The sequence below is a fragment of the Nocardia sp. CA-136227 genome (assembly GCF_050955695.1).
Lineage (GTDB): Bacteria > Actinomycetota > Actinomycetes > Mycobacteriales > Mycobacteriaceae > Nocardia.
Map to the genome: position 1 here is coordinate 3,512,508 of NZ_CP192081.1, position 14,751 is coordinate 3,527,258.

At 68.6% G+C, this 14,751-nt stretch carries 13 protein-coding genes and 2 pseudogenes; 12 read left to right on the forward strand and 3 right to left on the reverse strand.

Going from position 1 to position 14,751, the window contains the following annotated elements; all coding sequences use genetic code 11:
- Positions 1–23 precede the first annotated feature (23 nt).
- The 3 genes and pseudogenes from ACQP06_RS16120 (at position 24) to ACQP06_RS16130 (ending at position 2,954) form a co-directional block, all read left to right on the forward strand.
- Positions 24–1,127, forward strand: a complete 1,104-nt coding sequence (locus tag ACQP06_RS16120; RefSeq protein ID WP_433672937.1) for an agmatine deiminase family protein — start codon at positions 24–26, stop codon at positions 1,125–1,127.
- Positions 1,128–1,199: 72 nt separating this feature from the next.
- Positions 1,200–2,304: pseudogene (locus ACQP06_RS16125) on the forward strand (agmatine deiminase family protein); the annotation flags it as partial.
- Positions 2,305–2,381: 77 nt separating this feature from the next.
- Positions 2,382–2,954 (forward strand): TetR/AcrR family transcriptional regulator, encoded by a 573-nt coding sequence (locus ACQP06_RS16130; RefSeq protein ID WP_433672938.1) that lies wholly within the window; start codon positions 2,382–2,384, stop codon positions 2,952–2,954.
- Between the two features lie 6 nt (positions 2,955–2,960).
- Here ACQP06_RS16130 and ACQP06_RS16135 read toward each other — a convergent pair whose 3' ends face one another.
- Together ACQP06_RS16135 and ACQP06_RS16140 are read right to left on the reverse strand one after the other, a co-directional pair.
- The gene (locus ACQP06_RS16135) at positions 2,961–3,536 is read right to left on the reverse strand and encodes a TetR/AcrR family transcriptional regulator (protein WP_433672939.1); all 576 of its coding nucleotides are present in this window, start codon (positions 3,534–3,536) and stop codon (positions 2,961–2,963) included.
- A gap of 4 nt (positions 3,537–3,540) precedes the next feature.
- Entirely contained in the window at positions 3,541–4,671 is a 1,131-nt protein-coding gene (locus ACQP06_RS16140) for an agmatine deiminase family protein (protein WP_433672940.1), read from the reverse strand.
- 264 nt (positions 4,672–4,935) lie between these two features.
- On the opposite strand from ACQP06_RS16140, the gene ACQP06_RS16145 reads away from it, so the two are divergent.
- From ACQP06_RS16145 to ACQP06_RS16185, 9 genes and pseudogenes are all read left to right on the forward strand, one after another.
- On the forward strand, positions 4,936–5,646 hold the full coding sequence (locus ACQP06_RS16145; protein ID WP_433672941.1) for a hypothetical protein: 711 nt from the start codon (positions 4,936–4,938) through the stop codon (positions 5,644–5,646).
- A 122-nt stretch (positions 5,647–5,768) separates the two neighbouring features.
- Positions 5,769–6,809: an agmatine deiminase family protein gene (locus ACQP06_RS16150; protein WP_433672942.1), complete on the forward strand. Its 1,041-nt coding sequence runs from the start codon at positions 5,769–5,771 to the stop codon at positions 6,807–6,809.
- A complete protein-coding gene (locus ACQP06_RS16155; protein WP_433672943.1) occupies positions 6,806–7,783 on the forward strand; it encodes a nitrilase-related carbon-nitrogen hydrolase in 978 nt (325 codons plus the stop codon). Before ACQP06_RS16150 ends, ACQP06_RS16155 begins: the two co-directional genes overlap by 4 nt.
- Before the next feature lie 75 nt (positions 7,784–7,858).
- Positions 7,859–9,499, forward strand: coding sequence for an ABC transporter substrate-binding protein (locus ACQP06_RS16160; RefSeq protein WP_433672944.1), 1,641 nt, complete (start codon positions 7,859–7,861; stop codon positions 9,497–9,499).
- Between the two features lies 1 nt (position 9,500).
- On the forward strand, positions 9,501–10,448 hold the full coding sequence (locus tag ACQP06_RS16165; protein WP_433672945.1) for an ABC transporter permease: 948 nt from the start codon (positions 9,501–9,503) through the stop codon (positions 10,446–10,448).
- Complete coding sequence (locus ACQP06_RS16170) at positions 10,445–11,332, forward strand: ABC transporter permease (RefSeq protein WP_433672946.1); 888 nt, start codon at positions 10,445–10,447, stop codon at positions 11,330–11,332. The genes ACQP06_RS16165 and ACQP06_RS16170 overlap by 4 nt, the downstream gene beginning before the upstream one ends.
- Positions 11,329–12,372, forward strand: coding sequence for an ABC transporter ATP-binding protein (locus tag ACQP06_RS16175; RefSeq protein WP_433672947.1), 1,044 nt, complete (start codon positions 11,329–11,331; stop codon positions 12,370–12,372). Before ACQP06_RS16170 ends, ACQP06_RS16175 begins: the two co-directional genes overlap by 4 nt.
- Entirely contained in the window at positions 12,369–13,169 is an 801-nt protein-coding gene (locus ACQP06_RS16180; protein ID WP_433672948.1) for an ABC transporter ATP-binding protein, read from the forward strand. Before ACQP06_RS16175 ends, ACQP06_RS16180 begins: the two co-directional genes overlap by 4 nt.
- An 86-nt stretch (positions 13,170–13,255) precedes the next feature.
- Positions 13,256–13,555: pseudogene (locus ACQP06_RS16185) on the forward strand (pyruvate kinase alpha/beta domain-containing protein); the annotation flags it as partial.
- A gap of 4 nt (positions 13,556–13,559) precedes the next feature.
- Here ACQP06_RS16185 and ACQP06_RS16190 read toward each other — a convergent pair.
- Entirely contained in the window at positions 13,560–14,687 is a 1,128-nt protein-coding gene (locus tag ACQP06_RS16190) for a serine/threonine-protein kinase (protein ID WP_433672949.1), read from the reverse strand.
- Between the last annotated feature and the right edge of the window lie 64 nt (positions 14,688–14,751).

Sequence of the window (14,751 nt, forward strand, 5' to 3'; positions counted from 1 at the left end):
GACCGGATCTTTGGGAGATTTGTATGCAGCGTCGTCGGTTCGTTCAGACGGGTATCGGCGTGGTCGGCGGGGTGCTCCTCGCCGCCAAGGCCGCCTCGGCCATGCCCGCCACCGGCAGTGGGGGCGGCGACCGGCCGTGGTCGATGCCGGAGGAGGGGGAGCCGCACAAGCGCACCTGGATGGCGTTCGGCGCGAGCGCCGCCTACGGTGACGTGCTGCCCGAGGCCCGGCGCAACCTGGCCTCGATCGCGCAGGCCATCGCGCGGTTCGAGCCGGTGTCGATGCTGGTGCGTCCCGAGGAGATGGATATCGCGCGCGGGTTGATCGGCGGCGCGAACGTCGAACTGGTGCCCGCCGCGCTCGATGATCTGTGGATGCGCGACACCGGGCCGGTGTTCGTGAAAGGCGGCGGCAAGGCCGCGGTCGACTTCAACTTCAATGGCTGGGGCAACAAGCAGGCGCACGGGCAGGATGCGCGGGTAGCGAGCCTGGTCGCCGGTCGTGCGGGGGTGCGGACCGTGTCGACCGAGCTGGTGCTCGAAGGTGGAGGGATCGAGGTCGACGGCGAGGGCACGGCCATCATCACCGAGAGCTGTGTGCTCAACGCCAATCGCAATCCCGGCTGGAGCAAGGCAGATGTCGAGGCCGAACTGGACACATTGCTGGGGCTGAAGAAGATCATCTGGCTGCCCGGCATCGCGGGGCAGGACATCACCGACGGTCACACCGACTTCTATGCCCGCTTCGCCCGGCCCGGGGTGGTGGTGGCCGCGCTCGACACCGACCCGAAGTCCTACGACCACGACGTCACCAAGCGCCACCTCGAGATCCTGAAGACGGCCACCGATGCGCGCGGCCGCCAGGTGCAGGTGGAGGTCATCAAGGCGCCGACCCAGGTCCGGCCCGAGTACAAGACCAAGGACTTCGCCGCCGGCTACATCAACTTCTATGTCTGCAACGGCGCGGTCATCGCCCCGGAATTCGGTGACGCCGAAGCGGATTCGGCCGCCAAGGCCACCCTGGCCCGGCTGTTCCCGAACCGGCAGATCGTGCAGGTGAACATCTACGGCATCGCCTGGGGTGGTGGCGGAATCCACTGCACCACGCAGCAGGAACCGGTGGACTAGACCACCTGCGGGATCACTGAGGCCGCCCCGCGTGCCGTATTGGCTGAATTTTCAGTCAAGATTAGAGTCGGTGTGCGGGGCTTTCGGAAATTACGGGAGAGAAAGCATGGGTATAGGCCGATTCGCGAGCGGTGCGCTGAGCCGCCTGCTGGGAGATTCGCGCGACTTCGAGGACGACGGCCGCCGCTGGTCGATGCCGGAGGAAGGCGATCCGCACCGGCGGACCTGGATGGCCTTCGGCGCGAACGAGGCGGTGTGGGGGAGACGTCTGCTGCCGCAGGTCCAGCACGATCTGGCGCGGATCGCGCTGACGATCGCGCGATTCGAACCGGTCTCGGTGGTGGTCCGCCCCGAGGACCTCGAGCTGGCCCGCCGCCTGCTCACCGATCCCCGTGTCGACCTGATCCCCGCGTCGCTCGACGACATCTGGATGCGTGACACCGGACCGGTCTTCGTACACGGCGAGAACGGCATGGCCGCGGTCGATTTCAACTTCAACGGCTGGGGCGGGAAACAGAAGGCCCGGCAGGATCGCAAGGTGGCCGACTTCGTCACCCGCACGGCGGGGGTGGAGTCCCTGCCGGCCGAATTGGTGCTCGAGGGCGGCGGGATCGAGGTCGACGGTCAGGGCACCGCCATCATCACCGAAAGCTGTGTGCTCAACAACAATCGGAACCCGGGCTGGAAGAAGAAGGACGTCGAGGACGAGCTGCGCTACCTGCTCGGACTCGAGAAGATCATCTGGCTGCCGGGCATCGCCGGCTACGACATCACCGACGGGCACACCGACTTCTACGCCCGCTTCGCCCGGCCGGGTGTGGTCGTGGCGGGGTTGGACACCGACCCCGACTCCTTCGACTACGACGTCACCCACACACATCTCGAGATCCTGCGCTCGGCCACCGACGCCCTGGGCCGGCCCTTGCGGGTCGAGGTGATCGAGGGGCCGTCGCGGGTCCGCCCGCAGTTCGACGGCGAGGACTTCGCGGCGGGCTACATCAACTTCTATGTCTGCAACGGCGCGGTGATCGCTCCCGAATTCGGTGACCCCCGAGCGGATTCGGCGGCATATGCCACCCTGTGCCGCCTGTTCCCGGACCGCTACGTCGCGCAGATCCCGATCGACGGCATCGCCGCGGGCGGCGGCGGCATCCACTGCACCACCCAGCAGGAACCCGCGAACCCGAGCACTCGACCCACACCTCGGGACCCGTATACGTCCGATCATCCGGCACATCCGTAAAGTGAGGTTCCGTGTCCGACCGTCAGACTCAGATCCTGGAAGCAGCCATTCGCGTCATCGCCCAGGACGGCGTGCGCGGGCTGCGTATCGAGAAGCTCGCCGCCGAAGCCGGAGTCTCCACGGCGCTGATCTACTACCACTTCAAGGATCGGTCGGGCGTGCTCGACGCCGCGCTGGGATTCATCAACGAGCAGGCGCAGCGCTACACCGACTCGGCGTTCGCGATCGCCAATCCCCGTGCCGCGCTGGAACATATGCTGCTGCTGGAGATCCAGGACGTTCCCGAGGTGCGCAACAACAGCATCGCCTGGGGTGAACTGCGGGCCAGCGCGGTCTTCTCCGAGGATCTGCGCGAACAGCTGCGCACCACGACCGAGAGCTGGGTCGAGGAAACCGCCACCCTCATCGAGCGGGCCCGCGAGGCGGGACTCGCGGTCCGCGACGTCAACCCGACCGCCGCGGCCGAACGCCTCACCGCCCTCGTCGAGGGCCTCAGTGAGCGCTGGCTCAGCGGCTCCCTGGACCTGGCCCGCGCCCGCGAACTGCTCGCGGGCGCGGTCGTCGCCGAACTGGGCCGGGTCTGACACCGATCAGATCGCGGCGAGCTCGGCGGCGATTGCGCCGGAAAGCAATTCACGGGTCCGCTCGATGGTGCAGGACCCGCTGAGCCACCGTTTGCTCAAGCCTTCCACCAGGGTCGTGAGGCGTTCGGCCGCGCCGGTCAGGTCGGGCGCGGGGGTACCGTGCGCGGTCTCGACCGCCTCCCGCATCACCTCCGCGACATGGTCGACCCATTCACCGGTGGTCGACCGCAATGTCTCCCGCAGATCCGGGGCGAACACGGCGCTGGCCCGCAATTCACCCCATGCGATGCAGTGCATGCGCACGTCGAGCGCGCTCTGCAGTTCCACCAGCAGCATCTGGTCGAGAGCGGCGCGCGGGCCCAGGTCCGCGGGCACCGCCTCCTCGATGTGCGCCGCCGCCCGCAGATCCAGGTATTCGAGGGCATGGCGCAGCACGCCCGCCCGGTCCTCGAAGTAGTGGTAGATCAGTGCGGTCGAGACGCGGGCCTCGGCGGCGACCTTGCCGATGCGCACTCCCTGCACCCCGTCCTCGGCGATCACCCGGACCGCCGCCTCCAGGATGTGCCGTTCGCGTTCCCGCACCGCGCTAGCCGACCGGCTGCTGCTGGGTGGTGCAGTGGATCCCGCCACCGCCCGCGGCGATGCCGTCGATATCGATCTGCACGACCTCGCGGTCCGGGAACAGACGCTCGAGGGTGTCCTTGGCGGCCGCGTCGCCGTCCGGATCGCCGAACTGCGGTGCGATGACACCACCGTTGCAGACGTAGAAGTTGATGTACCCGGCTGCGAAGTCCTTCTCGTTCCGGTACTGCGGGCGGACCTGTGCCGGACCTTCGATCACCTCCACCTGCAACGGATTGCCGCGCGCATCCGTTGCGCCCCTGAGTATTTCGAGGTGACGCTCGGTGACGTCGCGATCGTAGGACTCGGGGTCGGTGTCGAGGCCCGCCACGACGACACCCGGGCGGGCGAAGCGGGCGTAGAAGTCGGTGTGCCCGTCGGTGATGTCATGCCCCTTGATGCCGGGCAGCCAGATGATCTTCTCGATTCCGAGCAGGTAGCGCAGCTCGGCCTCCACCTCGGGCTTGGTCCACCCCGGATTCCGATTGTCGTTGAGCACACAGCTTTCGGTGATGATGGCGGTGCCCTGACCGTCGACCTCGATCCCGCCGCCCTCGAGCACCAGACCGGTGTGCAGCGTTTCGACCCCGGCCCGGCCGGTGACGATCTGCGCGACCTTCGCATCCTGGGCGTGCGCCTGTTTCCCGCCCCAGCCGTTGAAGTTGAAGTCGACCCCCGCGAGCGCCCCGCCGCCTTTCACGAACACCGGCCCGGTGTCGCGCATCCACAGATCGTCCAGCGCGGCGGGCACCAGTTCGACGTTCGCGCCGCCGATCAACCCGCGCGCGATATCCATCTCCTCGGGACGCACCAGCATCGACACCGGCTCGAACCGCGCGATGGCCTGCGCGATCGAGGCCAGGTTGTGGCGGACCACCGGGAGCAGTTCCGCGCCCCAGACCCGTTCGCTCGCGCCGAACGCCATCCAGGTCCGGGTGTGCGGATCGCCCTCCTCGGGCATCAGCCAGGTGCGGTCGTCGTGCGGAACCCGGCTGGGCGGAGTGTCATTGGTCTCCGAGCCGGTGTCGTCGCACGCGGCCAGCAGCAGGCCGCCCGCCATCGCCACGCTCACCTGAAAGAATCGCCGCCGCCGCATCGCGCCACTCCTCATTGTCCGGTCCATTGATGGTTCCGATCGCATGAGCGATCGCAGGGCTACCGCGATGATAGCCCTGACTGAAAATTCAATCGAGAGCGCCCGTACTGGCGCGTCTTGCACTTGTAGTGCGGAATCCGTCGCACATCCAGTGGACGGGACGGCGAATACTGACTGAAAATTTAGACACACTGGCATGGCTATCGGGGGAGTGATGCGGCGCACACTGTTCCCCATCGAACATCCCCAACCGGAGAGATCAGGATGAAGTTTCGCTCGATCACCACGACCGCCGCCCTGGCCGCGGCCGCCCTCGCCACCACCTCGATGACCGCGAATGTCGCTGGTGCGCAGCCGGATTCACCGACCTCGGCGCCCGGCATCCAGTACCGGGCCGCCCTGGTCGACCGCTCGGTCGTGGTGACCACCGACGCCGGTTCGCTGGCCGCCCGGGACGGCCGGTTCGAGGTGCTCGACCGCACTGGCGCACCGGTCGCGGTGCTGCCGCTGAGCTATCAGCGAGAGGGCCTGGTCTGGCCGATCGCGGCCCGCATCGACGGCAATACCGCCACCTTGACGCCCGGCACCGATCCGGCCGCGGCGGTGCCGGTTCTGGCGGGAACGCCCACTCTGACCTCGATCGACGCGACCGCCAATCCCAACTACAACCAGGCGCTGGCCAACTTCTCCAGTGCCGCCACCATCGGCGCGGCGGTCGGCACCCTGATCGGGACCGCGATCGGCGCGGCCGTGGGCTGCGTCGCGGGCGGTGCGCTGCTGGGCGCCGGCGCGGGCATCCCGACCCTGGGCACGCTGGCGATCCCGGGCGCGATCGGCGGCTGTCTGGTCACCGCCGCCGCCACCGCACCGCTGGGCGCGGCCGTCGGTCTGATCGCCGTCGGCGGCCCGATCACGGCGGTGGCCCTGTTCCAGTTCTTCGCCGACCTGGCCACCCCGCCCGCTCCGGTGAACTGACCGCAACCCGCTGACCGGCAGGTATCGCAGCAGGTCCAGCCTGGTCAGCGCCATTGACTAACAATTTGGTCAGTGTGAAGATGCCCCTACGTTTCGACGTCCGAACGAACGGAAGAACGCAAATGGACAGCAGTACAACCACGACCTGGCGAATGCCGGCCGAGTGGGCGCCCCACGAGCGCTGCCTCATGGCGTGGCCGACCCGCGAAAGCCTGTGGGGCCCTTACTTCGAGGAAGCGAAAGCGGAGTACGCCGCGACCGCGAACGCCATCGGCGACTTCGAGCCGGTGCTCATGATCGCCAATCCCGGTCAGGCCGACGAGGTGCGCAAGGCGTGCGGCCGGGCGGTCGATGTCGTCGAAATGCCGATCGACGATTCCTGGATCCGGGATTCCGGGCCGCTGATCGTGCGCGATCGGGACGGCCGGCGCGCGGGCGTCGACTTCCGCTTCAACTCGTGGGGTGAACGATTCCTGCCCTACGACAAGGACGACGCGCTCGCGGGGCGGGTGCTCCAGGCCCTCGGTTTCGATCGCCACGCGTCGGGCATGGTGCTCGAGGGCGGTTCGATCACCGTCGACGGCGAGGGCACCCTCATCACCACCGAGCAGTGCCTGCTCAACCCGAATCGCAACCCGTCGATGTCGCGGGAGGAGATCGAGGACGAGCTGCGGCTGCGACTGGGCATCACCACCGTGATCTGGCTGCCCTACGGGCATTTCGACGACACCCACACCGACGGACACGTCGACGGCGTCTGCACGTTCGTGCGGCCGGGCGCGGTGGTCGCCCAGACCTGTACGAATCCCGACCTGCCCGACTACGAGCGCATGGCCGCCAACCTCGAGGTCCTGCGGTCCTCGACCGACGCCGCGGGCCGGCCGTTCGAGATCTACGAACTGCCCGAATTCCCGGTCACCACCCTGCCGGACGGCACCGACACCATGGTCGCCTACGCCAACTTCTATGTCGCCAATGGCGCGGTGATCACCCCGACCGCCGGACACGAACTCGACGAGCCCGCGCTGGACACCCTGCGCAAGGCCTTCCCCGATCGGGAAGTCGTCGGCGTACCGGGCAATATCGTCGCCTTCGGCGGCGGTGGCGTCCACTGCATAACCCAGCAGATCCCGGCCGCGACCAGCACGGAGGCGAACCTGTGAGCGACCTCGATTCCCACGGACCCGACTACACCGATGACGGCACCTTCGTCACCGTCACGGCGATCGGCACGCCGGCTTCCTCACCGGCTCGCGTCGATCCGCCGACGCGGACCCCGATCCGGGTCGGCGCGGTGCAGACCCGCTGGCACGCCGATCCGGACGAACATCGCGCGGTCCTCTCCGCGGGCGTCGCCCGCGCGGCGCTGCTCGGCGCACAGGTGGTGTGCCTGCAGGAACTGACCCTGAGCCCGTACTTCGCGACCGTGCCCGACAATGCCGAGGCCGCGGCGCACCGGGAGGCCATTCCCGACGGTCCCACCACCACGTTCGCGCGGGAACTGGCCGCCCGCCACGGCATTCTGGTGCACGCCTCGCTCTACGAGCACAGCGACACCGGCCGCGGGTACAACACCGCGATCCTGGTCGCGCCCGGTGGCGAGGTGCTGGCCCGCACCCGCAAACTGCACATTCCCCAGTTCCCCGGCTATCACGAGGACCGCTACTTCGATTCCGATGACAGCGGATTCCCGGTGATCGACGCGGCGGGCAGCCGATTCGGCTTCCCCACCTGCTGGGATCAGTGGTTCCCGGAACTGGCTCGCGTGTATTCGCTGCGCGGCGCGGAGATCCTGGTCTATCCGACCGCGATCGGCAGTGATCCCGAATTGAAGGAGTTCGACACCCTGCCGATGTGGCATCAGATGATCGCGGCCAATGGCCTGGCGAATGCCACCTTCATGGTCGCGGTGAATCGGATCGGGCACGAGGACGGCATCACCTTCTACGGATCGTCGTTCATTTCCGATCCGTACGGGCGGACGATTGTGCGGGCACCGCGGGACCGGGACACCGTCCTGGTCGCGGACCTGGATCTGGACCAGCGTCGGGATTGGCTCACCTTCGGCATGTTCGATACCCGCCGCCCGGCCAGTTACGGCGCTCTCACCGCCGAATCCGCCGCCGTCGAGGCATAACAGCACCACCCCTCCCGTGCCCGGCGGCTCGCCCGCGGCACACCGAGACAGGCCCACGACATTCCGAGGGACGAAATGCGCATCACCACAATGAAATCGGTCGCCCTGGCCACCTGTGCGACAGCTCTGCTGGCCGGGTGTGGCGGACGGCCGGAAACCTCCGCCACCGCCATCTCCAGCTCGAACTTCCTGGGCCTCCCCTCGATGACCGCCGCGGCGGCCGGGCCCGCGGACAGCGCCACCTGGGCGCTGTATCGCGACCCCACCACGATCGATCCGGCCACCGCGTTCGACTACCCGGAGAACACCGTGGTCTCGACGCTGTGCGAATCGCTGCTGCGGCAGCAGCCCGACGGTTCGCTCGCGCCCGGGCTGGCCAGCGAATACCACTTCGCCACCCCGACCAGCCTGGTCCTGAAACTGCGTGCGGGAGTGCGCTTCTGGGACGGTCATCCACTGACACCGGCCGATGTCGTGTTCAGCCTGCAACGCAATATGGACACCCAGACCGGCGGCTTCTACAGCACGGTCCTCAACCGCATCACCAAGATCTCCGTCGATGGTCCCGACACCGTCACGCTCACCCTCAGCAGCCCGGATTACTGGCTGCCCGGGGAACTCTCGTCGATGGCAGGGGTGGTCATCGAGGAACGGTATGCCCGGAGTCAGGGGCAACGCTATGGCACGCCCGACGGCGGCGCGATGTGTACCGGGCCGTACAAATTGGCCGAGTGGACGGCCGGGAAAACGCTGACGGTGGCGGCCAATCCGGATTATTGGGATCCGTCGCTGAAACCGATGACCAACCGGATCGACTTCCGCGGAGTCTCCAACGCGGCCACCCTCACCACCGGCCTGTCGACGGGAGAGATCAGCGGCACCTATCTGACCGACACCTCCACATTTCGGGAGCTCGAGCAGATCAAGAATGTCGAGATCCACAAGGGACCCTCGAGCGAGACCGAATTCCTGATCCCCGCCAATCTCACTGGCGTGCTCGGCGACCTGCGGGTCCGGCAGGCGCTGTCACTGGCCTTCGACCGCAACGCCTTCAGCGCCGCGGTGTACGGCGGCAATGCGGTCGGGCCGCGCATGTCCACCAATCCGGGTACCTGGGGGTACGGGAAGGACGCCTTCACCGCGGCCTGGAACGCGGCGCCCGATCCCGCGCCCGATCTCGAGCGGGCCAAGCAGCTCATCCACGAGGCCGGAGCCGCCGGGAAGCCGTTCGTCATCGCCACCTCCACCGGACTGTCCACGGTCAACACCGCCGCCAACGCGTGGCTGGAGGCGGCCGACTCGATCGGTCTGAACGCCAGCCTGTCCAACGTCTCCCCGCAGAACTACATCAATCTGTTCACCGACCCCAAGGCCCGCGAGGGCGTCGACGCGTTCAGCACCACCACCTACGGTGACTACGCCGATCCCGCGGCATTGATCGCCAGCTACACCGAACCCAAAGGCGCGCAGAACTATTCGGGATACGACAATCCGCAACTGCACACCGCGCTCGAACGCGCCCGCACCCAGGCCGACCCGGACCAGCGGGCCGCGGCCATGATCGAGGCCGACCGGCTGGTCATGGCCGACCTGCCCTGGATCCCGATGGTCCATCCCGCGCTGTTCCTGATCCTGGACAAGAAGCTCATCGGCGCGCCCTCCTCGTTCGCCTACATGCAGGCGCCGTGGCTGGCCAAGCTCGGACGGGGGCGATGACATGCGCGGTTTTCTCCTGCGCCGCGGCGCCCTGCTGCTCGCGACCCTGTTCATCTCCAGCATCGCCGTCTACGCCGCGATGTACCTCGCGCCGGGCGACCCCATCGCGGTGCTGACCGGCGGGCGGCAGATCACCCCGGAGTACCGCGCGGTGCTGACCGAGCGGTATCACCTCGGTGACCCACTGCCGGTGCGCTATTGGTACTGGCTGACCTCGGCGCTGCACGGCGACCTCGGCTACTCCATCGGCACCCGGCAGGACGTGTCGACGCTCGTCGCGCAACGGGCGCCGACCACGTTGCTGCTGGTGGCCTACACCTCGCTGATCATCGTGGTGGTCGGCATCGGCATCGGCATTCTCAGCGCCCTCAAGCCCGGCATTCTCGACACCGCGGCGCTGCTGACCACCACCGTGCTCGCCGCGCTCCCGTCCTTCGTCGCCGCGCTGGCACTGATCAGCCTGTTCGCCGTGAAGCTGCACTGGTTCCCGGCCCTGGGCGACGGCGTCGGATTCGGCGACCAGATCAGACATCTCACGCTGCCGGCGATCGCGCTGGCGTGCTCGTCGCTGGCGCTGGTCGCCCGCATCACCCGGGCGTCGGTGCGGACCGAATCCGCCCGCGAGCACGTCCAGACCGCCATCAGCCGCGGCCTGCCGGCACACCACATCCTGCGCCGCCACATTCTGCGCAATGCCGCGATCCCCATCACCACCGTCACCGGCCTGGCCCTGGCGTCGCTGATCGTGCTGGTGTCGATCGTGGAGCAGGCGTTCAACCTCAACGGGCTGGGATCGAGTCTGGTCACGGCCGCACAGAACAAGGATTTCGCAGTGGTGCAAGCCATTTCGCTGCTCATGGTGGTGGCGTTCGTGATCGTCAACAGCGTCGTGGACTTCCTCTACGCGCTGCTCGACCCGCGGGTGAGCCTCGGAACGGCGGCGGCATGACCATCGTCTCCGGGCCTGTGCCCGCCTCGGATGCCACCCTCCCGACGAGCCGCCGGTGGCGAGTTCCCGGGCTGAACGGCGTCGGCTGGATCGGTTACGCGAGCGCGGCGATCATCGTGCTGGCGATCATCGTCGCCGTGTTCGGGCCGCTGCTGGCCCCGTTCCCGCCGAACGAGAGCAACCTGTCGCACGCGTTCGTCGGCGCCACCGGCTCGCACCCGCTGGGCTTCGACTCCCAGGGCCGTGACCTGCTCTCGCGCCTGCTCGTCGGGGCGCGCTCGTCCATGCTGGGCGCGTTCATCGTCACCGCGGTGGCGATCCTCGCGGGGACCGCGCTCGCGGTGGTCGCGGCGTGGCGGCGCGGCTGGACCGACAGTGTCATCTCCTCGGGATCCGATCTCGTATTCGCCTTCCCGGGACTGCTGCTCGCGGTCATCGGCGCGGCGGTCTTCGGGCCCAGCCAGTGGTCGGCGGCGCTCGCGCTGGCGGTCGCCTATACCCCTTACGTGGCCCGGATCGTGCGCGGCGCGGCCCTGCGCGAACGCTCGCTGCCCTACATCGAGGCGCTCGAGGTGCAAGGGAGTGGCGCCTGGTCCATCGCGATTCGGCACCTGATCCCCAATATCGCGCCGCTGCTCGTCGCGCAGGCCACGATCCTGTTCGGCTGGGCCGCACTGGATCTCGCGGCGGTCTCCTTCCTCGGACTGGGCGTCCAGCCGCCGCAGGCCGACTGGGGCGTCATGGTCTCCGAGGGCGAAACCGGTGTGCTGCAAGGATTTCCCGCCGAATCGTTCATCGCGGGCACCGCGCTGGTCCTGGTCATCGTCTCCTTCAACATCCTCGGTGAACGCCTCAACGACAAGCAGGGCAGGGAACGCTCATGACTACCGCCACCCCCCATGCCGTCCCCGGGGCGCGGGGTCCCGCGTCCGCCGCCGCGCCCCTGGTCGCGATCGAGGGACTGAACCTGACCCTGGACGTCGGCGGCCGCAAACGCCAAGTCCTGCGCGATATCTCGCTGACCATCGAGCGGGGCGAAGCGCTCGGGCTGGTCGGCGAATCCGGGGCCGGGAAGTCCATGACCCTGCGGACGCTGGCCCGGCTGCTGCCGGAGCGGGCCGAGACCACCGGAACCATCCGCTTCGACGGCCAGGACCTGCTAGCCCTGCGCGGTGACGCCCTGCGCCGCAAACGCGGCGATCTGGCGGTGATCTTCCAGGATCCCCGCGCCTACATCAATCCGGTGCGGCGCATCGGCGACTTCCTGACCGAGCAGCTGCGCACGGTCGGCCGGACCGACCGGCACGAGGCGACCCGGCGCGCGCAGCGCATGCTCTCCGAGGTCGGCATCACCGATACCGCCCGCCGGATGCGGCAGTACCCGGGCGACCTGTCCGGCGGCATGCTGCAACGGGTCATGATCGCCGCCGCCCTGCTCGGCGAACCCAAGCTCATTCTCGCCGACGAGCCCACCACCGCCCTCGACGTGACCACCCAGTCGGAGGTGATGGCGATTCTCGACGAGATGCGCCACGACGCCGGGGTCTCGCTGCTGTTCATCACCCACGACCTGGATCTGGCCGCCGCCGTCTGCGACCGCACCGCCGTCATGTACGCGGGCCAGATCGTCGAATCGCAGGAATCCGAAGCGCTGCACCACGATCCGCGGCATCCCTACACCGCGGCCCTGGCGGGCGCCCGACCCGACCTCGACCGGCCCCGGACGCGGTTGGCGGCCATCCCCGGACGCCCGATCGGGGCGTGGGAGGCGGAACCGACCTGCGCGTTCGCCGCCCGCTGCCCCTTCCACCTGCCCAGCTGCACCGAATCGGGCCCGGTGCCACTGACCCACGAATCCGGCGTCGCCGTGCGATGCCTGCGCGCCGACGAACTCGGACCGCGGTTGCGAGGAGACACCGAATGAACGAACCGGCACTGCGAGTCTCCGGACTGTGCAAGAACTTCGGCGCCTTCGCCGCGGTCAGCGACGTGTCCTTCGAACTTGCCGTCGGGTCCTCGATCGGCATCGTCGGCGAATCGGGCTCGGGCAAGACGACCGTCGCCCGCATGATCATCGGGCTGGAACAGCCCAGCGCCGGCAGTATCGTCTGCTGCGGCGGCGACCGATCCCGGCCGTCGCGGTCCACGCGTGCGCGCCGCGCACGGGCCAGGGAGGCGCAAATGGTGTTCCAGGACCCGTACACCAGCCTCGATCCCCAGCGCACGGTCCGCCAGACGCTCACCGAGGCGGTGCGCCTGCATTGCGAGCACGCCGCCACCGCCGAGCGGGTGCGGCAACTCGCCGACATGGTCGCGCTCGACGCGCGCCTGCTCGCGTCCTTGCCCGCGCATCTGTCGGGTGGGCAGCGTCAACGTGTCGCCATCGCCCGCGCGCTCGCCGCCGATCCTCGGGTGCTGGTACTGGACGAAGCCGTTGCCGCCCTGGATGTCTCGATCCAGGCGCAGACCCTCAACCTGCTCGACGACATCCGGGAGTCCACCGGCATCTCGTATGTGTTCATCACCCACGACCTGGCGGTCGTCCGCCAGATCACCGAGCACTGCATCGTCATGCAGACCGGCCGCATCGTCGAAGCCGGGCCGACCGACGAGCTGCTCCGCGACCCTGGACACCCGTACACCCGCGCGCTGCTCGACAGCGTCCCGCGGCCGGGATGGCGTCCCCGGCGTCGCCCGGTCCCGGCCGACACCAACCCCTGAGCTGTACACGACCATCGATCAGCGCACCGACATCCGCCAGGGTGATGCTCCCGCATCCCCTGGCGGATCGGTTTGCGCTCTCGGCCACAGAAGGCACCGAATTGACAACGCTCGCACCACGATCCGCGACCCCGCTGCCCGTGCTGGCCTTCACCCCGGACGCGGAAGTTCGCGACCAACTGGCCCTGACCTTGGGGGACGGAGACCTTCATCGTGCCCGAGGTGCGGTCCACCGACGCCATGATCACCCGGATCGACGATGTCCTGCTGGCCATGAACCGTTATCGCAGAGGCGATCTGGTGGTCATCGTCGCGGGCACCCCGCCGGGTACGGTCGGCTCGACCAACGCCATCACGTCCATCGGATCGGCAAACGGGACTACTGAGTTCCTATTCGCCGGGGACGGGGGAGCCGGCGTCGGACGGGTAGCCGGTGGTCTCGACCGAGTACCCGGTCCGGTAGTCCGGCTCATCCTCCGCGGCGGGCGGTAGCAGGAAGTAGGTGATCGCGCCGATCAGCGCCGCCAGGATCGCCACGCTCGAGACGACACCGAGGACTCGGCGACGCCGTCGGGGCGGTGGGACCGGCAGCGGGACCGGCTGGGGAGGCGGGGCGGGCGGACCGAGTCGCGGCGGGGGCGGGAGGATCCGGGTGGCGGGTTGCCGTGCGCCGCTGCCGGATTCGATGGGCGCGGCGGTGCGGGGAGCGGACTCGATCGCCCGCTTCGCGGCTGCCGCCAGTGCCCCGGCGGTGGGGTAGCGGTGGTCGGGATTCTTCGCGAGTCCGCGCGCGATCACCTCGTCGAAGGCGACGGGAATGCCGGGCCGGGCCAGACTGGGTCGCGGCGGCGGGGTGTTCAGATGCCCGGCCAGTTGCTGTTCCAAACTGTCGCCCGGATAGGGCCGGGTACCGGTGAGGCACTCGTAGAGGACGCACGCCAGCGCGTAGACGTCGGAGCGGGCGTCGGCATGGCCGGTGGTGAACCGTTCGGGGGCCATGTAGGTGAAGGTGCCGATCGCATTGCCGACACCGGTGAGGCCGACCGTTCCGGAGTGGGCGATGCCGAAGTCGATCAGATAGACGAAGTCGCGGCCGTTGATCAGCAGGTTGGACGGCTTGACGTCGCGGTGCACCAGGCCTTCGGCGTGCGCGGCGTCGAGCGCGGCGGCGGCCTGGTCGATGAACGACACCGCCAGCCGGGCCGGCATCGCACCGCGCTGGGACAGCAGCGTGTGCAGATCGGTGCCGTCGATGAGCCGCATGTCGAGATACAGGCGGCCGTCGATCTCGCCGAAGTGGTGGATCGGGACGATGTGGGGTTCGCGCAGCCGCGCGGTGGAGTGGGCCTCGCGACGGAAACGCTCCCGGTACTCCGGGTCCGTCGCGAGGCGCTCGTGCAGGACCTTCACCGCGACGACCCGGTCGGTTTCCGTGTCGTAGGCGCGGTAGACCCGTCCCATACCGCCTTCACCGATGAGCGATTGCAGGTCGTAGCGGCCGAACGCCGATGTATCCATGCGCCCTACCTCCGTTGACACCGGGCCACGATTTCGACTGAAATTTCAGTCAGTGGCCCAGTGT

What these genes read in the sequence shown, in the direction of transcription:
- ACQP06_RS16120 (WP_433672937.1), top strand. Translation starts at nt 24, where the DNA reads ATGCAGCGTCGTCGGTTCGTTCAGACGGGTATCGGCGTGGTCGGCGGG.
- ACQP06_RS16140 (WP_433672940.1), bottom strand. Translation starts at nt 4,671, where the DNA reads ATGCGGCGGCGGCGATTCTTTCAGGTGAGCGTGGCGATGGCGGGCGGC.
- ACQP06_RS16145 (WP_433672941.1), top strand. Translation starts at nt 4,936, where the DNA reads ATGAAGTTTCGCTCGATCACCACGACCGCCGCCCTGGCCGCGGCCGCC.
- ACQP06_RS16150 (WP_433672942.1), top strand. Translation starts at nt 5,769, where the DNA reads ATGGACAGCAGTACAACCACGACCTGGCGAATGCCGGCCGAGTGGGCG.
- ACQP06_RS16160 (WP_433672944.1), top strand. Translation starts at nt 7,859, where the DNA reads ATGCGCATCACCACAATGAAATCGGTCGCCCTGGCCACCTGTGCGACA.
- ACQP06_RS16165 (WP_433672945.1), top strand. Translation starts at nt 9,501, where the DNA reads ATGCGCGGTTTTCTCCTGCGCCGCGGCGCCCTGCTGCTCGCGACCCTG.
- ACQP06_RS16170 (WP_433672946.1), top strand. Translation starts at nt 10,445, where the DNA reads ATGACCATCGTCTCCGGGCCTGTGCCCGCCTCGGATGCCACCCTCCCG.
- ACQP06_RS16175 (WP_433672947.1), top strand. Translation starts at nt 11,329, where the DNA reads ATGACTACCGCCACCCCCCATGCCGTCCCCGGGGCGCGGGGTCCCGCG.
- ACQP06_RS16180 (WP_433672948.1), top strand. Translation starts at nt 12,369, where the DNA reads ATGAACGAACCGGCACTGCGAGTCTCCGGACTGTGCAAGAACTTCGGC.
- ACQP06_RS16190 (WP_433672949.1), bottom strand. Translation starts at nt 14,687, where the DNA reads ATGGATACATCGGCGTTCGGCCGCTACGACCTGCAATCGCTCATCGGT.